This is a genomic window from Paenirhodobacter sp. CAU 1674 (assembly GCF_029222945.1).
Classification (GTDB): Bacteria; Pseudomonadota; Alphaproteobacteria; order Rhodobacterales; family Rhodobacteraceae; genus Rhodobacter.
In genome coordinates this window covers 242422-261723 of record NZ_JARHUH010000004.1, presented here as the reverse complement: position 1 = coordinate 261723, position 19302 = coordinate 242422, and the positions used below count along the sequence as shown (strand labels likewise).

Below are 19302 nucleotides of genomic sequence, written 5' to 3'. Positions count from 1 at the left end.
GTTATTTCAACGTCCATTGAAGGTATCAACGCAGATAATCGCGCATCTGACCCCTGGCTTGTTTCGAATATGGCAAAAATCGCCTTTATCCTTCTGACGCATAAGGACCCGGATGGAATTATCCGGCAGGCCGAGCGGCTGACGGCGACCGGGGATTATGTGTCGATCCATTTCGATGCGCGCGCAAAGCCCGCCGACTATAACCGCATCCGCAACCGTCTGGACGACAATCCGCGGGTCACCTTTGCGCGCCGGCGGCTGAAATGCGGCTGGGGTGAGTGGAGCCTGGTGGGCGCCTCGCTCGAGGCGGTGAAGGCGGCGATCGCGGCCTTCCCGGATGCGACGCATTTCTACATGCTGTCGGGCGATTGCATGCAGATCAAGACGGCGGAATATGCGCACGCGCTGCTGGATCGCGACGATGTCGATTACATCGAAAGCTTCGATTACTTCACCTCGGACTGGATCAAGACCGGGATCAAGCAGGAACGGCTGATCTATCGGCACTGGTTCAATGAGCGCAGTCAGAAATGGCTGTTCTACAAGAGCATGGAGGTGCAGCGGGCGCTGGGGCTGACCCGTCAGGTGCCCGATGACCTGCAGATGATGATCGGCAGCCAGTGGTGGTGCCTGCGTCGCACGACGATCGAGGCGGTGCTGGATTTCTGTGCCGTCCGCCCCGACGTGATGCGGTTCTTCAAGACCACCTGGATTCCCGACGAGACGTTTTTCCAGACCATCGTGCGCCATGTCGTGCCGGATCTGGAAATCCGCACGCGCACGCTGACCTTCCTGATGTTCACCGATTACGGCATGCCGGTGACCTTCTATAACGACCATTACGACCTGCTGCTGAGCCAGGATTTCCTGTTTGCGCGCAAGATCAGCCCCGAAGCGACCGAGCTGAAGGCGCGGCTGGGCGAATTGTGGGGCGAGCGCGGCGTGCAGTTTCCGATCTCGAACGAGGGACGCTCGCTGTTCAAGTTTCTGAGCGGCCGCGGCCGGATCGGGCGCCGCTTCGCGCCGCGGTTCTGGGAAACGGAATCGAGCCTCGGGCGCGAGCGGACGCTGATGATGGTGGTGTGCAAGAAATGGCATGTCGCCAAGCGGCTGGTCGATCAGGTGCGCGCGCAGACCGATATTCCCGCGGTGGAATATCTGTTCAACGAGGAAGGCGGCCTGCCCGATCTGGGCGGCATCGAACGCACGCTGGACAAGCGCAACCGCCACCGCCGGGCGCTGGTGCGGATGCTGTTCGACTATCACAAGTCGGACAGGCTGGTGATCTGTCTGGACCCGGCCGCCTATGACCTGATGCGGGATTTCACCTCGGACAAGGCGGTGACGCGGGTGCTGGAAATCGAATGCGATTTCACCGATGACTATCTGCTGGGCCATGCGCGCCGTGTCGGTCTGGCGGGTGAACGCACCCCGCAAGAGGTGATCGACCGGCTGCTGCCGACGATCCGCTTCGATCTGAAATTCGAAAGCGACCGGATGCGGGACGCACAGTTCCCGGCCTTCATGCGGATACGCCAGTCTGCCAGCCCCGAGGAAAACGCGCCACCGCTGGCGCGGTTTCTGGGCTGCGACCCGGAGCTTGCACATCGCATCGCCGCGACCGATTATCTGTTCGTCGATTGAGGAGAATCCCCCGTGGCCTATGCCTATGACGATACGAATATTTTCGCACGCATCCTGCGTGGCGAAATCCCCAACAACACGGTTCTGGAAACCGGGCACACGCTGGCCTTCCGCGATATTGCCCCGCAGGCGCCCGATCATGTGCTGGTGATCCCGAAAGGCGCTTATGTGAATTTCGACCATTTCTCGAACGCGGCCAGCGAGGCCGAGATCGTCGATTTCTACCGCACCGCCGGCAAGGTCTGTGCGATGCTGGGGATCGAGCCGGGCATGGGTGGCGCGGGCTATCGCGCGATCACAAATGCCGGCGAGAACGGCGTGCAGGAAGTCCCGCATTACCACCTGCATATTCTGGCCGGGCGCAACCTTGGCCGCATGCTGAACCGCGCCTGACCCGGCGCAGGGGCGGGGGCGCGATGCACCTTGCCCCGCCCGGTGCAATCGCTAGAATGCGCGACCAAAAGGCGCAGCCGCGCGCCCTGTGCAATGGAGCCACCGATGAGCATCACCGCCCCCGAAACCCAAGTCGTGACCTCGTGGAAGATCGCCTGTGACGGCGGCGAAGGCGCCTTGGGGCATCCGCGCGTCTGGCTGACCATCCCGAAAGACACCGGCGAGGTCGAGTGCCCCTATTGCGACAAGAAATTCGTGATCGACCGCGCCCACGCGCATGACGACCACTGATCCGACGGTCTGACGCGCAGGCGTCACGCGGGGCGGCCTTCGGGCCGCCTTTTTCGTTTCGGGTTTCGGGCCGCGCCCGGCTGTGGCAAAACGGGGCGGACGCGCAACGGGAGAATACGCATGAGCTTCGGAAAAGGCTGCCATCTGCATCTGATCGACGGATCGGCCTTCATCTTCCGCGCCTATCACGCGCTGCCGCCCCTGACGCGCAAATCCGACGGGCTGCCGATCGGCGCGGTGGCGGGGTTCGCCAACATGATCTTCCGCTATATCGAGGATGGCAACGGCGCCGATACGCCCACCCATGCGGCCGTGATCTTCGATCACAGCGCCAAGACCTTCCGCAATGACATCTATCCCGAATACAAGGCCAACCGCCCCGAACTGCCCGAAGACCTGCGGCCGCAATTTCCGCTGACCCGCGAAGCCACGCGCGCTTTCAACATCGCCTGCATCGAGACCGAGGGCTACGAAGCCGACGACATCATCGCCACCCTGGCGCGTCAGGCGCGCGAGGCGGGCGGGCGCTGCACCATCATTTCCTCGGACAAGGATCTGATGCAGCTGGTGGGCGGCGGTGTCGAGATGCTCGACGCGATGAAGAACCTGCGCATCGGCCCCGAAGAGGTCGAGGCGAAATTCGGCGTGCAGCCGGATCGGGTGGTGGATGTGCAGGCGCTGGCAGGCGATTCTGTCGATAACGTGCCGGGCGCACCGGGCATCGGCATCAAGACGGCGGCACTGCTGATCAACGAATATGGCGATCTGGAAACCCTGCTGGACCGCGCGGCCGAGATCAAGCAGCCCAAACGACGCGAGACCTTGCAGAATTTCGCCGATCAGATCCGTCTGTCCAAGCGGCTGGTGACGCTGGACGAAAATACGCCGCTCGACTTCACGCTGGATAGTCTGGAAGTGAAGACGCCTGACACGGAAACCCTGATCGATTTTCTCAACCGGATGGAGTTTCGCACCCTGACCAAGCGCGTGGCCGAGAAATTCGGCGCCGCGGTCCCGGTTCCGGTCCCGGTGACTGCGCCGGTTGCTGCCAGCGAACCCGCCACCGCCCCGCAAGCCGCGCCCGAGCTGCCGTTCGACACCACCGCCTATACCTGCATCCGCGACGCGGCGACCCTGACCGAATGGCTGGGTGAAGCCCGTGCCAAGGGCTGGATCGCGGTCGATACCGAAACCACCAGCCTGGACGAAATGAAGGCCGATCTGGTCGGCGTGTCGATCTGCACCACGCCGGGCAAGGCCGCCTATATTCCGCTCGGCCACACCACCGGCGGCGACGATCTGTTCGGCGGCACCGAAGCGGCACCCGGGCAAATGCCGATGGCCGAGGCGCTGGCGCTGCTCAAGCCCGTGCTGGAAGACGATGCGATCCTGAAGATCGGGCAGAACATGAAGTATGACTTCAAGATCTTTGCCCGCCACGGCATTCGTGTGACCCCGTTCGACGATACGATGCTGATGTCTTACGCGATGTTCTCGGGGCTGCACGGGCACGGCATGGATACGCTCAGCGCCGATTATCTGGGCCACCGCCCGATCCCGATCAAGGATCTGCTGGGCACGGGGAAGAACCAGATCACCTTCGACAAGGTCGCCATCGACAAGGCCGTGCCCTATGCGGCCGAGGATGCCGACATCACACTGCGGCTGTGGCAGCGGTTCAAGCCGCAACTGCATCAGGCGCGGGTGACGACCGTCTATGAAACGCTCGAACGCCCGCTGGTGCCGGTGCTGGCCGATATGGAAATGGCGGGCGTGCGGGTCGATGCCGCGGTTCTGGCGCGGATGTCGAATGTCTTTGCGCAACGCATGGCGGGGCTGGAGGCCGAGATTCAGGAGATTGCCGGCCAACCCTTCAACGTCGGCAGCCCCAAGCAGCTGGGCGAGATCCTGTTCGATCAGATGGGCGTGCCGGGCGGATCGAAAGGCAAGGCGGGCGCCTATTCGACCGGCGCCGATGTGCTCGAAGACATCACCACGATGGAGGATCAGCCGCAGGCCGCGCAACTGGCCGCGCGCGTGCTGGACTGGCGCCAGATCGCGAAACTGAAATCGACCTATACGGACGCGCTGCAAACCCATGTGAACCCCGAAACCGGGCGCGTGCACACCAGCTATTCGATCGCGGGGGCGAACACCGGGCGTCTGGCCTCGACCGACCCGAACCTGCAAAACATCCCCGTGCGCAGCGACGAAGGCCGCAAGATCCGCGAGGCCTTCGTGGCGGGCCCCGGCATGAAGATCGTCTCGCTCGACTACAGCCAGATCGAGCTGCGCATCCTGGCCCATGTCGCCGACCTGCCGGCGATGAAACAGGCGTTCAAGGACGGGATCGACATTCACGCCATGACCGCGTCGGAAATGTTCGGCGTCCCGGTCGAGGGCATGGACCCGATGATCCGCCGTCAGGCCAAGGCGATCAACTTCGGGGTGATCTACGGCATCTCGGGCTTCGGGCTGGCGCGCAACCTGCGCATCCCGCGCGCCGAGGCGCAGGGCTTCATCGACCGCTATTTCGAACGCTTCCCCGGCATCCGGCAATACATGGATGACACCGTGGCCTTCGCCAAGGAACATGGCTTCGTGCAGACCCTGTTCGGCCGCAAGATCCACACCCCAGAGATCAACGCCAAGGGCCCGGGCGCGGGCTTTGCCAAACGCGCGGCGATCAACGCGCCGATCCAGGGTGCAGCCGCCGATGTCATCCGCCGCGCGATGATCCGCATGCCGTCCGCGATTGCGGGCTTGCCCGCGACGATGCTACTGCAGGTGCATGACGAACTGATCTTCGAGGTCGAAGAGGCGGCCGTGCCCGATCTGATCGACCGCGCGCGCCATGTCATGGAAACCGCCGCCGAGCCGGCCGTGAAACTCTCGGTCCCGCTGGTGGTGGATGCCGGGCAGGGCGCAAGCTGGGCCGAGGCGCATTGACCTTTCCCCTGCGCGGGCGGAAGCTGCGGGTGCCTCCGGCGGGGATATTTGGACCAAGGTGAAGGGGCGGGGTTGCCTGTCACCTTGGTGCAAATATCCCGGGGGGCGCGGAACGCGCGGGGGCAGCGCCCCCTCGGACGAAGGATCAAGGGATGCCCCACGACCACCACGCCCCACAGGACCACGCCGGTCATCACCACCATCATCTGAGCGCGGATGCGGGCGACCGGCAGGTCGCGGCGGCTGTCGGGATCAACGTGGCCTTGACCGCGGCGCAGGTCGCGGGCGGGCTGGTCGCGGGGTCGGTCGCGCTGATTGCGGACGGGGTGCATAATTTCTCGGATGCGGCGGCGCTGGTGCTGGCCTTCGGCGCACGCCGTCTGGCGCGGCGGGGGCCGAGCGCGGCAATGAGTTTTGGCTGGGCCCGGGCCGAGGTGGTGGCGGCGCTGGTGAATTATGTCGCGCTGGTGCTGGTGGCGCTGTGGCTCATGGTCGAGGCCGCCGGTCGGATGATCGACCCGCCCGGCGTCGATGGCTGGATCGTGGTCTGGCTGGCGGTTCTGGCGCTGGTGATTGATCTGGGCACCGCCGCGCTGACCTGGCGGCTCAGCCGCGACAGCGTGAACATCCGCGCGGCGTTCCTGCACAATCTGGCGGATGCCGGGGCCTCGGTCGCGGTCATCATCGGCGGCATCGTGATCCTGCTGTGGGACTGGCGGTTGGTCGATCCGATCCTGACCGTCGGGATTTCGCTGTTCATCCTGTGGCACGTCGCGGGCGAGATCCGGCCCGTGCTGCGCATTCTGATGCTGGGCGCGCCGCATCCGGGCAAGGCGGGGCAGATCCGCGAGGCGCTGGCTGCGCTTGGCGGGATCGAGGATGTGCACCACCTGCACCTGTGGCAGATCGACGAGCGGCGCAGCTCGCTGGAGGCGCATCTGGTGCTGCCCGAGGGCGCCGATTTCGCGGCCACCATTGCCCGGGCCAAGGCGATGCTGGCCAGCGATTTCGGCCTGACCCATGTCACGCTGGAGCCAGAGACCCGCCTGCTGGGATGCGCCGATCAGGGGCCGCGCGGTTCAGCCCTTTAACCAGCCAAGCCCGTCCTCGGTGCGGCCCGCGGGGGTATATTCGCCCGACACGAAACCGCTGTAGCCTTCGGCGTCCAGCCGTTTGAAAAACGCCGGATAGTCCAGATGCGGGCTGGCCAGCGGTTCATGCCGGTCCGGCAGACCGCCGATCTGGATATGCGCTGCGCGGTGCCCGTGTCGTGCCCAGACCCCCAGGGCATCGCCGGTGATCCGGTGGGCGTGATACATGTCGATCTGCAGATGCAGGTTCGGCGCGGCCACGGCGTCCAGCACCTCGGCCGCCAGGTCGAAGTCGTCCAGAAAATAGCCCGGCATGTCGATCCGGTTGATCGGCTCTATCGTCAGGGTCAGCCTGGGCGCGCGGGCGGCCGCCCAGGTCAGGTTTTCGATGAAGGTCGCGCGGGCCTCGGCCCCTTCGGCGGCGCCCGACATGATGTGCACCCCGCGCGGTTTGAGCACATCGGCATAGCGCAGCACGCGTTCGAAATCGCGGCGAAACCGTTCCTCCAGCCCTGGCACGGCGGCAAAGCCGCGCGGCCCGCCGGTGAAATTGGGCGGCGGCGTGTTGATCAGTACCAGCGTCAGGTCGTTCATCACCAGCTGATAGCGCATGTCCGTGGCGGAACAATCGTAGGGAAACAGCACCTCGACCGCATCGAAGCCTGCGGCCTTGGCGGCGGCGAAGCGCTCCATGAAGGGCAGTTCGGTGAACAGCATCGTCAGGTTGGCGGCGAATTTCGGCACTTACAGCTCCGCCATCGGGATGATCGGGAAGAACAGGCCCCCCGACCACAGGCCCAGCCAGTCGCCACCTTCATGCGGGCCTGGCACGGCCGTGTCGACCAGCCGGTAGAACGTCTTGCGGTCGATCAGCGCCTCCAGCCCGCGGCGGATATGGACATAGGGGCTGGGCTCGCCATCTGCATCGCGCGTGACCCGGATCGGGTGGTCGGGACCGGCGGTGACGGTATCGCCCACATTGGTGGTGAAGCGCAGGGTTTGCGCCGTGCCTTCACCCGAAATGTCGCAATCGACTGCCACGAAGGGCGCATCGACCACGCGGATGCCCACCTTTTCGACCGGGGTCACCAGAAAATATTTGCCGTCCTCCAGCTTCAGGATCGAGGCGAACAGCTTCACCAGCGCGGGCCGCCCGATCGGTGTGCCCAGGTAGAACCAGGTGCCATCGCGGCGGATTTCCATGTCCATGTCGCCGCAAAACGGCGGATTCCACAGATGCACGGGCGGCGGGCCCTTCTTGCTGGCGGTGCTTGCGGCCTGGGCCAGCCCGTCGGCACTGGGCGGCTTCACGTCATTTTGTGGCTTTGGTGTCTGTGTCATCTGCGCTTTGCGATTGGGTCCGGGGCGGTTATCTGCTTTGCTGAAGACTATAGCCTTGTTGGAGCCTTTGTCATGACCGAGCCTGCCGATCTGATCGCTGAAATCGAACGTTTGGGCGAAAAGCTGGCGCAGGCGCGGGCCTCGATCAACCGCCGCTTCATCGGTCAGGACCATGTGGTCGAACTGGTTCTGGCCACGCTCTTGTCGGGCGGGCACGGGTTGCTGGTCGGCCTGCCGGGTCTGGGCAAGACGATGCTGGTCGATACGCTGTCCACAGTGATGGGGCTTGATGCCTCGCGCATACAGTTCACGCCCGATCTGATGCCTGCCGATATTCTGGGCTCGGAAGTGCTGGAAACCGCGCCCGATGGCACGCGGGCGTTCCGCTTTCTGGAAGGGCCGGTGTTCTGCCAGTTGCTGATGGCCGATGAAATCAACCGCGCCAGCCCGCGCACGCAATCGGCGCTGCTGCAGGCGATGCAGGAACGCGAGGTGACCGTGGCGGGCGTGCATCGTCCGCTGGGGCGGCCGTTCCACGTTCTGGCCACGCAAAACCCGATCGAGCAGGAGGGCACCTATCCGCTGCCCGAGGCACAGTTGGATCGGTTCCTGGTGCAGATCGACGTGGACTATCCCGACCGCGCGACCGAGCGTGACATCCTGCTGGCAACCACCGGCGCCGAAAGCGACACCGCGCATCAGGTGTTTTCGGGCGATGAGCTGATCGCCGCGCAGGCGCTGGTGCGGCAGATGCCGGTGGGCGAAAGCGTGGTCGATCTGATCCTTGATCTGGTGCGCGCCTGCCGCCCGGCCGAACCCGAGGCGCTGCCCGTCGTGCGCGAGGCGCTGGCCTGGGGGCCGGGGCCGCGCGCCGCGCAGGCGCTGATGCTGACGGTGCGGGCGCGGGCCCTGTTGCAGGGCCGTCTGGCGCCCTCGGTCGAGGATGTGCTGGCAATGGCGCGCCCGGTGCTGAGCCACCGCATGGCCCTGTCTTTCGCCGCGCGCGCGCGGGGTGAAACCCTGGCCGCCGTCATCGCGCGGGTCTGCGCCGAGGTTGCCGGTCTATCCGAGGCGGCCGAGTGACCAGCCCAGCCCCCAGCGCGGGCCTGTCCCTGCGCCGCGAGGCCGAAACCGCGGCCCGCGCCCTGCCGCCGCTGTTGTTGGCGGCGGAACAACTGGCCGCGACGGTGCAGATGGGCGGCCATGGCCGCCGCCGCGCCGGCCCGGGCGAGGAATTCTGGCAATACCGCCCGGCGCATTCGGGCGACGAGGCGCGGTTCGTCGACTGGCGCCGCTCGGCCCGGTCCGATGTGCAATTCGTGCGCGATCGCGAATGGCAGCTGGCGCAATCGGCGCATATCTGGGTCGATGACGGGGCCTCGATGCGGTTTTCCGGTGCCCCCGAGGGCCGCGCTGCCCGCCCGCAGAAAGCCGAACGCGCGCGGCTGCTGGCGCTGGCGCTGGCGGTGCTGATGATCCGCGCGGGCGAGCGGGTGGGCCTGACCGGCCCCCTGGCGCCGCCGCGCCCGGGGCGCGCGCAGCTGATGGTTCTGGCCGCGCAACTGGCTGCGGCGCAGGGCATGGCCGATTACAGCACGCCCGATGTCACCGCGATCGGGCCGCAGGCGCGCGCCGTGTTCTTGTCGGATTTTATGGGCGATCTGGGCGCGTTGGAGGCTGCGCTTGGCGCGCTGGCCGGGCGCGGGGTCTCGGGGGTGATGCTGCAGATCCTTGATCCCGTGGAAGAGGATTTCCCCTTCGACGGGCGCACGATTTTCGAATCGGTCGGCGGCACGCTCAGCTTTGAAACCCGCAAGGCGGGGGATCTGCGCGCGCGCTATCGCGACCGTCTGGCCGAGCGGCGCGCGCGGCTGGCCGGGCTGGCGCAGGCGGCGGGCTGGCAATTTTCGACGCATCACACCGGGGCGCCCGCGCAAGGCGCGCTGCTGTGGCTTTGGGCGGCGCTGGAACGGGGGGCGCGATGACCGTTCTCGGCCCGCTTGGCTTCACCGCACCTTGGGTCTTGCTGGTGCTTCTGGCCCTGCCGATCCTGTGGCTGCTGCTGCGCGCGGTGCCGCCCGCACCGATCCGGCGCCGGTTTCCGGGTGTCGCGCTGCTGTTGGGGCTGACCGACGAGGCCGTGCAGGCCGAGCGCACACCCTGGTGGCTCTTGGTCTTGCGGATGATGGCGCTGGCCGCAGCCATCGTGGGCTTTGCCGGGCCGGTGCTGAACCCCGTCGTCACTGCGCCGGGGCAGGGGCCATTGCTGATCGTGGCGGATGCCAGCTGGGCGTCGGCCCGCGACTGGCCCGCCCGGCAAGCCCGGATCGACCGCGCGCTGACCGAGGCCGGGGCCAGCGGACGGCCGGTTGCGATTGTTACGCTGAGCGATCCTCCGCCCGTGGCGCCCAGCTTCAGCGCGGCCACCGATCTTGCGCCTACTGTGCCGGGCCTGACCCCGAAACCGTGGGAGCCGGGGGCGGCCCTGCCGCCGCTGCCCGAGGGCGGGTTCGAAACGCTGTGGCTGTCGGACGGTCTGGCGCGTCCGGGGCGCGCTCAGTTGGCCACCGCCTTGCAGGCCCGTGGCAAGCTGAGCGTCTGGCAACCCGCGACCCCGGTTCTGGCGCTTGGTCCGGCCCGGATCGAGGCGGCGCAGGTGACGCTGCCGGTGCTGGCCACCACCGCGCCGCGTGCGCCCCTTGATGTGAGCGCCATCGGCCTTGATCCCACCGGGATCGAACGTGAACTGGCCCGCGAAACCGTGGATTTCGCGGGGGCCCCGCAGGCCGTCGCGCGCTTCGACCTGCCGCCCGAGCTGCGCAACCGCGTCAGCCGGTTCGAGATTGCCGGGCTGCGCAGCGCCGGTGCCGTCAGCCTGACCGACGACGCCGTGAAACGCCGCAAGGTCGCGCTGATCGCGGGCGGCACCGCGCGCGAGGGGCTGGAGCTGCTGACCCCCACACATTACCTGCGTCAGGCGCTCGCCCCCAGTGCCGATCTGATCGAGGGCACGCTCGAAGACGTGCTGACCGCGAAACCCGACGTCATCATTCTGGCCGATGTCGCCGATATTGCCGAACCCGACCGCCTGGCCGAGTGGCTGGAAGAGGGCGGCCTGTTGGTGCGCTTCGCCGGGCCGCGCCTTGCCGCCGCGCAGACCGACACCGACCCGCTGCTGCCGGTGCGGCTGCGCGCGGGCGGGCGCGCCGTCGGCGGCACGATGAGCTGGGGGGAGCCGCGCGCGCTGGCGCCCTTCCCCGAGGGGTCGCCCTTTGCCGGGCTGGCCGTGCCCGAGGATGTGACCGTCACCGCGCAGGTGATGGCCGAACCCGGCCCCGAACTGGCCGAACGCACGATTGCCGCGCTGGCCGATGGCACGCCGCTGGTCACCCGCGCGCGCTTCGGCACCGGCGAGATCGTGCTGTTCCACGTTACCGCCAATGCCGAATGGTCCAGCCTGCCGCTGTCGGGCCTGTTCCCGCAGATGCTGGAACGGCTGGCGATTTCCGCGCGCCGCGCCGCGCCCGAGGCGGGCGATCTGGCCGGGATGACCTGGGTTCCGCAAAAGCTTCTGGATGGGTTCGGGCGGCTGGGCGGGGCCGAGGGGGCGCCCGGTGTCGCGGGCGAGGTGCTGGCCACCGCGCAGCCCGGCCCCGATCTGCCGCCCGGTCTGTATGCCGCCGACGGGCGGGCGGTGGCGCTGAACGCGCTGGCCCCCGACCGCGTTCTGGCGGCGCCCACCTGGCCCGCGGGCGTGACGCTTGAAGGCGATGTCGCGCCGCGCGCCTGGCCGCTGAAAGGTGCGCTGCTGGCGGCGGCACTGCTGGCGTTGCTGGCCGATCTGATCGCGTCGCTGGCGGTATCGGGGCGGCTGTCGGGCCCGCGCGTGGGGCGCGCGGCGGCGGTTCTGCTGGTGCTGATCCTGGCGGCCCCGCCAGAGGCCCGGGCCGAGATGGCGCAGGACCGCGCGATCGAGGCCGCCTCGAACGTGGTGCTGGCCCATATCGCCACCGGCGATGCGGGCGTCGACCGTGTGGCGCTGGCCGGGCTGCGCGGGCTGTCCGATACGCTGGCGCGGCGCACCACGGTGGAACCTTCGGCGCCGATGACGCTGGATCTGGAAACCGACGATCTGGCGCTGTTCACGCTGATCTACTGGCCCGTCACTGCCAATCAGCCTGCGCCCTCGGCTCAGGCCTATGCCAAACTCAACCGCTATCTGCGCGGGGGCGGGATGATCCTGTTCGACACGCGCGATGCCGATCTGGCGGGTTTCGGCACCGCAACCGAGGCCGGGCGGCGGCTGCAGGCGCTGGCCGCGCCGCTGGATATTCCGCCGCTCGAACCGATCCCGCCGGACCATATCCTGACCCGCACCTTCTATCTGTTGCAGGATTTTCCCGGCCGCTATGATGCGCCGATCTGGGTCGAGGCCGCGCCCCCCGATGCGGAACAGGCCGAGGGCATGCCGTTTCGCAACCTCAATGACGGGGTGACGCCGGTTGTGATCGGCGGCAACGACTGGGCCGCGGCCTGGGCGATTGATGGCAATGGCATGGCGATGTTCCCGGTCGGGCGCGGGCAGGCGGGCGAACGCCAGCGCGAAACCGCGCTGCGCTTCGGCGTCAATCTGGTGATGCATGTGCTGACCGGCAATTACAAATCCGATCAGGTGCATGTGCCCGCGTTGCTGGAAAGGCTGGGCCAATGACCGGGGTGAGCCTGACCTTCGCGCCACTTCTGGGTTGGCCGCTGATCGTCGCCGGCGGGGCGTTGGCCGTGGTGCTGGTGGCGCTGGCGCTGTGGCGCGGGCTGCCCGGCTGGGCGCTGCGCGGGGCGGCGCTGGCGGTGTTGCTGGCCGCCCTTTCGGGCCCCGCGCTGCAGCGCGAACAGACCGCGCCGCTGTCCGACATCGTGCTGCTGCTCGATGACCGCAGCGCCTCGCAGACCCTGTCGGATCGCGCCGGGCAGACCGATGCCGCCATCGCGGCGCTCGGGCGCCAGATCGCCGCGCTGCCCAATACCGAATTGCGCCGCATCACCGTGCCCGACGGCGCCGACAACGGCGGCACCCGGATCGGGGCGGCGCTGGCCGAGGCGCTGGCCGCAGAACCCCGCGCGCGGGTTGCGGGGGCGCTGGTGGTCTCGGACGGGCAGGTGCATGACGCGGACCTGACCCCCGATCTGCCCGCGCCGCTGCAATTGCTGCTGACCGGGCACGCCGCCGATTGGGACCGCCGCCTGCTGATCGAAACCGCCCCCGCCTTCGGCATTATCGGCGAGGAAACCGCGATCCGGCTGCGGATCGAGGATATGGGCGCGGTCCCGTCCAGCGCCGGACGCACCGCCGATCTGAGCATCGCGATCGACGGCGGGGCGCCGCGCACATATCAGGTGACCGTCGGCAAGGAGCTGGAACTTCCGCTCACGCTCGAACACGGGGGGCAGAATGTGGTGCAGTTCAGCCTCGCGCCCCTGACGGGCGAGCTGACCGCACGTAACAATGACGCGGTGGTGCAGATCAATGGCGTGCGCGACCGGCTGCGGGTGCTGCTGGTCTCGGGGCAGCCGCATGCGGGCGAACGCACCTGGCGCAATCTGCTGAAGTCGGATGCTGGCGTCGATCTGGTGCATTTCACCATCCTGCGGCCGCCCGAAAAGCAAGACGGAACGCCGGTGTCGGAACTGTCGCTAATCGCCTTCCCGACGCAGGAACTGTTCATCGACAAGATCGACGAATTCGACCTCATCATCTTTGATCGCTACGGCGAACGGGGCATCCTGCCCGCCAGCTATTTTAGCAATATCCGCCGTTATGTCGAAGACGGCGGCGCGGTGCTGGTCGCGGCGGGGCCGGAATATGCCACGGTCGAAAGCCTGTGGCAGACCGATCTGGCGCCGGTGCTGCCCGCGCGCCCGACCGGGCGGGTGCTGTCGGAACCCTTCGTGCCGCGCCCGACCGAACTTGGCCTGCGCCACCCGGTAACGGCGGGCCTGCCCGGCGCGCCCGCGCCCGAAGGGCAGGACGACGCGGCGGGGCAACACTGGGGCCGCTGGCTGCGGCAGATCGAATTGGCCAGCCCCTCGGGCGAGGTGGTGATGAACGGCGCGCGCGGCGCGCCGCTGCTGGTGCTGTCGCGGGCGGGCAAGGGGCGCGTGGCGCTGCTGGCGTCGGATCAGGCCTGGCTGTGGGATCGCGGCTATGACGGCGGCGGCCCGCAGCTGGAACTGCTGCGCCGCATTGCGCATTGGGAGATGAAGGAACCCGAGCTGGAGGAAGAGGCTCTTTATGCCGAGCTCGAGCCGGGCAGCCTGGCCCTGACGGTGGTGCGGCGCACGATGGCCGAAACCGCCGCGCCGGCGATCGTGACCCGGCCCGATGGCACGACCGCAGAACTGCCCCTGACCGAAACCGCGCCGGGCCGCTTCACCGCCCGCTGGGTCGCCCCGGAGTCCGGGCTCTATCGCCTGACCGAAGGCGATCTGGAGCGGGTCGTGGCGCTTGGACCGGCCAGCCCGCGCGAATACGAACAGACCATCGCCAGCGCGGAGCCGTTGGCACCCGCCATTGCCGCCTCGACCGGCGGCGTCACCCGGCTGGAAGAGGGTATCCCCACGATCCGCCCGGTGCGCGCAGGTCGCCCCAGTGCGGGGCGCGGGTGGGTCGGCATCACCCCGCGCGCCGCCACGGCCACCGTGGATCTGCGCGTGACGCCGCTGCTGCCCGCCTGGGCCTGGGCCTTGATTGCCGCCCTGCTGAGCGTTGCGGCCTGGATGGTGGAAGGGCGCGGGCGCAAAACTGCGTGACCGCCTGCGGCAATCGCGGACGCTCCGCGGGGAGTATTTGGGCCAAGAAGAAGCTCGAAGCCTTTTCTTCTTGGCCCAAATACTCCCGCCGGAGGCGGCCTGACCTGCGCTCAGACCGGCGGGTTGTCCAGTAGCGCGCGCCGCGCGGTCGAGGCGAATTCACGCCGCCAGAGCATCGCGGTGGTGAACAGCGTCACGATCATCAGCACCTCGGGCCCCAGAAGCCAGGCCAGTGCCGTCAGCGCGAAATAAACCGAACGCAGCCCGCGGTTGAAGCTTTTGGCGGCATTGATATTGACCAGCGCCGCCTGTTCGGCGCGCGGATAGGCCAGCGGGTCGGCCACGTCATTGGGCACCGCCGCCATCGCGATCGCGGCATAGCTGAACAGCCGGTGCGACCAGACGAATTTCATGAAGGCGTTGGCGCCGAACAGGACGGCGGTCAGGATCCGTGCCTCCCACAGCAGTTTCGGCCCTTCGTCCAGCGCGAAATCCTGCGCCAGATCGGTGATCCGTTCGGGGTTGCCGATCAGCGCCAGCCCGCCGCCGATCGCGATCAGCGCGGTCGAGGCGAAGAAGGTCGTCGATTGCCGCAGCCCGTCCATCATCGCCCCGTCGAAAATGCGTGGCTGACGGGTCACCATCTGCCGCATCCATTCGCGCCGGTATCCCTCCATCAGCCGCCCGACCGACGGACGCTGCGCCGGCGGGTGTTCGGTGCGCCAGCCGATCCACAGCCAGCAGCCAACCAGCAAGGCCAGCGCGGCCAGATCCCAAGGCCCGAGCGGGCCGATATGCAGGGTGTTTTCCATGACGACACCCTAGCGTCTGTAATCCGGCCTTGCCAGATCCGTAAATTGGTTATAATTTTTTACCACAACGGAGGAACATTCATGGAAATGCCCATTCCCAGCGCCGCTATTCTGGCGCGCAAGGCGGCGATCGTGGCGCGGCTGCGGGCGGTTTTGCCCGCCGATGCCGTGATCGACACGCCCGAGGAAACCCGCGCCTATGAATGTGATGCGCTGTCGGCCTATCGCTGTGCGCCTTTGGCGGTGGTGCTGCCGCGCTCGACCGCCGAGGTCGCGGCGGCACTGAAGGTCTGCCATGCCGAGGGCGTGCCGGTGGTGCCGCGCGGCGCGGGAACAAGCCTTGCGGGCGGCTCCATGCCCTCGGCCGATTCGGTGGTGCTGGGGCTGGCGCGGATGAATGCGGTGCTGGAAACCGATTACGAAAACCGCTTCATCCGGGTCGAGGCCGGGCGCACCAACCTGTCGGTGACTGGCGCGGTCGAAAGCGACGGCTGGTTCTATGCGCCTGATCCGTCGAGCCAGCTGGCCTGTGCCATCGCGGGCAATATCGCGATGAATTCCGGCGGCGCGCATTGCCTGAAATACGGTGTGACCACTAACAACCTGCTGGGGGTGACGTTGGTCACCATGGCGGGCGAGGTGCTGCAGATCGGCGGGCCGTGGTGCGATGCGGGCGGGCTTGACCTGCTGGGTGTGATCTGCGGGTCCGAAGGGCAGTTGGGCGTGGTGACCGAGGCCACGCTGCGCATCCTGCCCAAGCCCGAGGGCGCGCGTCCCGTATTGATCGGGTTCGATGCCAACGAGGTGGCGGGCGCCTGTGTGGCCGACATCATCCGCGCGGGCGTCCTGCCGGTGGCGATCGAATTCATGGACCGCCCCTGCATTCGCGCGACCGAGGATTTCGCCCATGCCGGCTATCCCGATTGCGAGGCGCTGCTGATCGTCGAGGTCGAGGGCAGCGCCGCCGAGATTGACGAGCAGTTGCGTCTGATCCGGCAGATCGCCGAGCGGCACAGCCCGGTCGAATTTCGCGAGGCGCAGTCCGAGGACGAGGCGCGGCGGATCTGGCTGGGCCGCAAGTCGGCCTTCGGCGCGATGGGGCAGATCAACGATTACATGTGTCTGGATGGCACGATTCCGGTCAGCGCGCTGCCCGAGGTGCTGCGCCGGATCGGGGCGCTGAGTGCGCAATTCGGGCTGGACGTGGCCAATGTCTTCCATGCGGGCGACGGCAACATGCATCCGCTGATCCTGTACAATGCCAACACGCCCGGCGATCTGCAGCGCTGCGAGGCGCTGGGCGCCGAGATCCTGAAGCTGTGTGTCGAGGTTGGCGGCTGTCTGACCGGCGAGCATGGCGTGGGCATCGAGAAGCGCGACCTGATGGAAGTGCAGTTCGCCGCCCCCGATCTGGAGGCGCAGATGCGCGTCAAGGATGTGTTCGATCCGGGCTGGCTGCTGAATCCGGCCAAGGTGTTTCCGCTGGCCGTCAGTGCCGGGCGGCGCGTGGGCTGAGGCGGCCGGGGGTTTTGCACCCCCGGACCCCCGCAGGATATTTGAGCCAGAAAGAAGGCAGGGCGGATGAAGGTTGCAAGCGAAGAGGAATTGGCCGAGGCGGTCCGTGCGGCGCAGGGTCCGTTCGAGATCGTCGGTGGCGGCACCCGGCCCGTGGGCGCGCGGCAGGGCCTGCCGCTGCAGGTCGGGATTACGGGCATCCGGCTGTATGAACCGGGCGCGCTGACGCTGGTTGCGGGGGCGGGCACGACCCTGACCGAGATCGAGGCGGCGGTGGCGGCCGAGGGTCAGCGCCTGCCGTTCGAACCTGCGCGTTGGGGTGCCTTGCTGGGCACCGTTGGCGAAAGCACGATCGGTGGCGTGGTGGCGGCCAATGTGTCCGGGCCACGGCGCGTGCAGGCGGGGGCCTGCCGCGACAGCCTGATCGGGCTGCGCTTTGTCGACGGGGCGGGCACGGTGGTCAAGAATGGCGGGCGGGTGATGAAGAACGTCACCGGCTATGATCTGGTCAAGCTGCTGGCGGGCAGCTGGGGCACGCTGGGGGTGATTTCGGAGGTGGCGTTCAAGCTGCTGCCCGCCGCGCCCGCGCAGGCGACCGTGGTGCTGGACATTCCGGCCACTGCGGCGCCCGCTGCCCTGGCGGTCGCGCTGGGATCTCCGTTCGATGTGTCGGGGGCGGGCTGGCTGCCGGGCGTTGGTGCGGTGATCCGCATCGAGGGGCTGGCGGAATCGGTGGCCTATCGCGCGGCGCGTCTGGCCGATCTTCTGGCGCCCCACGGGGCGCGGATCGAGCGCGACGGATCGGCGCAGATTTGGGCCGATCTGGCGGCGGTGGGGCCGTTTCAGGGCCGCGCGGGGGATATCTGGCGGTTCTCGGTCAAGCCTTCGGATGCGCCGGGCATCCTGGCGCGGCTGGGCGGCGAGGTGGTGCTGGACTGGGGCGGCGGGCTGATCTGGGCACTGCTGCCCGAGGGCACGGATGCGCGGGCGCTGGCGGCGCCCTACAGCGGGCACGCGACCTGCCTGCGCGGCACGGCCCCGGCTTTCGAGCCCGAACCGGCGCCGGTGGCCGCACTGAGCCGCGAGCTGCGCGCCCGCTTTGATCCGCGCGGCATTCTGAACCCCGGAAGGATGGGCTGATGCAGACCAATTTCACGCCCGAGCAACTGGCCGATCCGGGCATCGCCGAGGCCAACAAGATCCTGCGCGCCTGTGTGCATTGCGGGTTCTGCACCGCCACCTGCCCGACCTATCAGGTGCTGGGCGATGAATTGGACAGTCCGCGCGGGCGGATCTATCTGATCAAGGACATGCTTGAAAACGACCGCCCCGCCGATGCGCAGACGGTCAAGCATATCGACCGCTGCCTGTCCTGTCTGGCCTGCATGACGACCTGCCCGTCGGGGGTGCATTACATGCATCTGATCGACCATGCCCGCGCGCATGTCGAACGCACCTATCGCCGCCCGCTGATGGACCGGCTGCTGCGCGCCACGCTGGCGCGGATCGTGCCCTATCCGGGGCGGTTCCGGCTGGCGATGGCGGCGGCGAAGCTGGCAAAGCCCTTTGCGCGGTTGTTGCCCGATGCCCGGCTGCGCGCAATGCTGGCGATGGCGCCGGCGCGGCTGCCCCCGGTCAGCCGCAATGACGATGCGCAGACCTTTGCCGCCATCGGACCACGCAAATACCGCGTGGCGTTGCAGACCGGCTGCGCGCAGCGCGCGCTCAACACCGATATCAACGATGCCACGATCCGCCTGTTGCGCCGGCTGGGCTGCGAGGTGGTGATCCCGCGCAATCTGGGCTGTTGCGGGGCGTTGTCGCACCACATGGGCCGCGAGGGGGAAAGCCACGCGCAGGCCGCGCGCAACATCCGCGCCTATCTGTCGGCGGGCGATCTGGACGCGGTCATCATCAACACCTCGGGCTGTGGCACGACGGTGAAGGATTACGGCCATATGTTCCGCACGGATCCGCTGGCGGATGACGCGGCCAAGGTGGCGGGGCTGGCCTGCGACGTGTCGGAGTTTCTGGCGCGCATCGGCCTGCCCGCGCAGGCGCCGCAGGGGCTGCGCGTGGCCTATCACGCGGCCTGTTCGTTGCAACATGGCCAGCAGGTGAAATCTGCGCCGAAGGATCTGCTGAAAACCGCCGGGTTCGAGGTGGTCGAACCCGCCGACAGCCATCTGTGCTGTGGTTCGGCGGGCACCTATAACCTTTTGCAGCCCGAGATCTCGGCCGAGCTGAAGGCGCGCAAGGTCGCCACGCTGGAGGCGAAGGCGCCGCAGATCATCGCCGCGGGGAATATCGGTTGCATGGTGCAGATCGGATCGGGTACCGGGATTCCGGTGGTCCATACGGTCGAACTGCTGGATTGGGCGACCGGCGGGCCGAAACCGCAGGCCTTGGTAAATATGCCTTAAAATCGCCGCAGGTCTGGCCTAGGACTACAGCAAGCC

15 protein-coding genes are annotated in these 19302 nt (G+C 67.7%); 12 read left to right on the top strand and 3 right to left on the bottom strand.

Annotated elements, in window-relative coordinates; genetic code table 11:
• The first annotated feature begins 69 nt into the window (after positions 1-69).
• The 5 genes from P2G62_RS07940 to P2G62_RS07920 all read left to right on the top strand — a co-directional run bounded on the left by P2G62_RS07940 (position 70) and on the right by P2G62_RS07920 (position 6368).
• Positions 70-1644: a DUF5928 domain-containing protein gene (locus tag P2G62_RS07940; RefSeq protein WP_275734340.1), complete on the top strand. Its 1575-nt coding sequence runs from the start codon at positions 70-72 to the stop codon at positions 1642-1644.
• A 12-nt stretch (positions 1645-1656) separates the two neighbouring features.
• Positions 1657-2037 (top strand): HIT domain-containing protein, encoded by a 381-nt coding sequence (locus P2G62_RS07935; protein WP_275734339.1) that lies wholly within the window; start codon positions 1657-1659, stop codon positions 2035-2037.
• Between the two features lie 105 nt (positions 2038-2142).
• Complete coding sequence (locus P2G62_RS07930; protein WP_275734338.1) at positions 2143-2328, top strand: zinc-finger domain-containing protein; 186 nt, start codon at positions 2143-2145, stop codon at positions 2326-2328.
• Between the two features lie 120 nt (positions 2329-2448).
• A complete protein-coding gene (gene polA / locus P2G62_RS07925; protein WP_275734337.1) occupies positions 2449-5277 on the top strand; it encodes a DNA polymerase I in 2829 nt (942 codons plus the stop codon).
• A 152-nt stretch (positions 5278-5429) separates the two neighbouring features.
• Positions 5430-6368: a cation diffusion facilitator family transporter gene (locus P2G62_RS07920; protein ID WP_275734336.1), complete on the top strand. Its 939-nt coding sequence runs from the start codon at positions 5430-5432 to the stop codon at positions 6366-6368.
• On the opposite strand, the gene P2G62_RS07915 is transcribed toward P2G62_RS07920, so the two are convergent.
• Together P2G62_RS07915 and P2G62_RS07910 are read right to left on the bottom strand one after the other, a co-directional pair.
• Positions 6357-7112, bottom strand: a complete 756-nt coding sequence (locus tag P2G62_RS07915) for a TIM barrel protein (protein WP_275734335.1) — start codon at positions 7110-7112, stop codon at positions 6357-6359. The two genes, P2G62_RS07920 and P2G62_RS07915, sit on opposite strands and share 12 nt — an antisense overlap.
• A complete protein-coding gene (locus P2G62_RS07910; RefSeq protein ID WP_275734334.1) occupies positions 7113-7709 on the bottom strand; it encodes a DUF1285 domain-containing protein in 597 nt (198 codons plus the stop codon). It abuts the gene before it with no gap.
• 72 nt (positions 7710-7781) lie between these two features.
• Here P2G62_RS07910 and P2G62_RS07905 point away from each other — a divergent pair, with 72 nt between their 5' ends.
• From P2G62_RS07905 to P2G62_RS07890, 4 genes are read left to right on the top strand one after another with little or no spacing between them, the layout of a single operon-like run.
• Positions 7782-8792, top strand: a complete 1011-nt coding sequence (locus tag P2G62_RS07905; RefSeq protein ID WP_275734333.1) for a MoxR family ATPase — start codon at positions 7782-7784, stop codon at positions 8790-8792.
• Positions 8789-9694, top strand: coding sequence for a DUF58 domain-containing protein (locus P2G62_RS07900; RefSeq protein ID WP_275734331.1), 906 nt, complete (start codon positions 8789-8791; stop codon positions 9692-9694). Before P2G62_RS07905 ends, P2G62_RS07900 begins: the two co-directional genes overlap by 4 nt.
• Positions 9691-12420 carry a DUF4159 domain-containing protein gene (locus P2G62_RS07895; protein WP_275734330.1) on the top strand — a complete coding sequence of 910 codons (2730 nt, stop codon included), beginning with the start codon at positions 9691-9693 and terminating at the stop codon, positions 12418-12420. Before P2G62_RS07900 ends, P2G62_RS07895 begins: the two co-directional genes overlap by 4 nt.
• The gene (locus tag P2G62_RS07890) at positions 12417-14516 is read left to right on the top strand and encodes a hypothetical protein (protein WP_275734329.1); all 2100 of its coding nucleotides are present in this window, start codon (positions 12417-12419) and stop codon (positions 14514-14516) included. Before P2G62_RS07895 ends, P2G62_RS07890 begins: the two co-directional genes overlap by 4 nt.
• A 110-nt stretch (positions 14517-14626) precedes the next feature.
• Here P2G62_RS07890 and P2G62_RS07885 read toward each other — a convergent pair whose 3' ends face one another.
• Entirely contained in the window at positions 14627-15328 is a 702-nt protein-coding gene (locus P2G62_RS07885) for a DUF599 domain-containing protein (RefSeq protein WP_275734328.1), read from the bottom strand.
• Between the two features lie 81 nt (positions 15329-15409).
• Here P2G62_RS07885 and P2G62_RS07880 point away from each other — a divergent pair, with 81 nt between their 5' ends.
• The 3 genes from P2G62_RS07880 to glcF all read left to right on the top strand — a co-directional run bounded on the left by P2G62_RS07880 (position 15410) and on the right by glcF (position 19266).
• On the top strand, positions 15410-16843 hold the full coding sequence (locus P2G62_RS07880) for an FAD-linked oxidase C-terminal domain-containing protein (RefSeq protein ID WP_275734327.1): 1434 nt from the start codon (positions 15410-15412) through the stop codon (positions 16841-16843).
• Positions 16844-16909: 66 nt separating this feature from the next.
• A complete protein-coding gene (locus tag P2G62_RS07875; RefSeq protein ID WP_275734326.1) occupies positions 16910-17983 on the top strand; it encodes an FAD-binding protein in 1074 nt (357 codons plus the stop codon).
• Entirely contained in the window at positions 17983-19266 is a 1284-nt protein-coding gene (glcF, locus tag P2G62_RS07870; protein WP_275734325.1) for a glycolate oxidase subunit GlcF, read from the top strand. The genes P2G62_RS07875 and glcF overlap by 1 nt, the downstream gene beginning before the upstream one ends.
• Positions 19267-19302: the final 36 nt, after the last annotated feature.

Excerpts from the sequence above, each read along its gene's own strand:
- polA (WP_275734337.1), top strand. The coding sequence starts at position 2,449 with ATGAGCTTCGGAAAAGGCTGCCATCTGCATCTGATCGACGGATCGGCC.
- P2G62_RS07890 (WP_275734329.1), top strand. The coding sequence starts at position 12,417 with ATGACCGGGGTGAGCCTGACCTTCGCGCCACTTCTGGGTTGGCCGCTG.
- P2G62_RS07880 (WP_275734327.1), top strand. The coding sequence starts at position 15,410 with ATGGAAATGCCCATTCCCAGCGCCGCTATTCTGGCGCGCAAGGCGGCG.
- P2G62_RS07895 (WP_275734330.1), top strand. The coding sequence starts at position 9,691 with ATGACCGTTCTCGGCCCGCTTGGCTTCACCGCACCTTGGGTCTTGCTG.
- P2G62_RS07905 (WP_275734333.1), top strand. The coding sequence starts at position 7,782 with ATGACCGAGCCTGCCGATCTGATCGCTGAAATCGAACGTTTGGGCGAA.
- P2G62_RS07920 (WP_275734336.1), top strand. The coding sequence starts at position 5,430 with ATGCCCCACGACCACCACGCCCCACAGGACCACGCCGGTCATCACCAC.
- P2G62_RS07875 (WP_275734326.1), top strand. The coding sequence starts at position 16,910 with ATGAAGGTTGCAAGCGAAGAGGAATTGGCCGAGGCGGTCCGTGCGGCG.
- P2G62_RS07930 (WP_275734338.1), top strand. The coding sequence starts at position 2,143 with ATGAGCATCACCGCCCCCGAAACCCAAGTCGTGACCTCGTGGAAGATC.
- P2G62_RS07940 (WP_275734340.1), top strand. The coding sequence starts at position 70 with ATGGCAAAAATCGCCTTTATCCTTCTGACGCATAAGGACCCGGATGGA.
- P2G62_RS07885 (WP_275734328.1), bottom strand. The coding sequence starts at position 15,328 with ATGGAAAACACCCTGCATATCGGCCCGCTCGGGCCTTGGGATCTGGCC.
- P2G62_RS07910 (WP_275734334.1), bottom strand. The coding sequence starts at position 7,709 with ATGACACAGACACCAAAGCCACAAAATGACGTGAAGCCGCCCAGTGCC.
- glcF (WP_275734325.1), top strand. The coding sequence starts at position 17,983 with ATGCAGACCAATTTCACGCCCGAGCAACTGGCCGATCCGGGCATCGCC.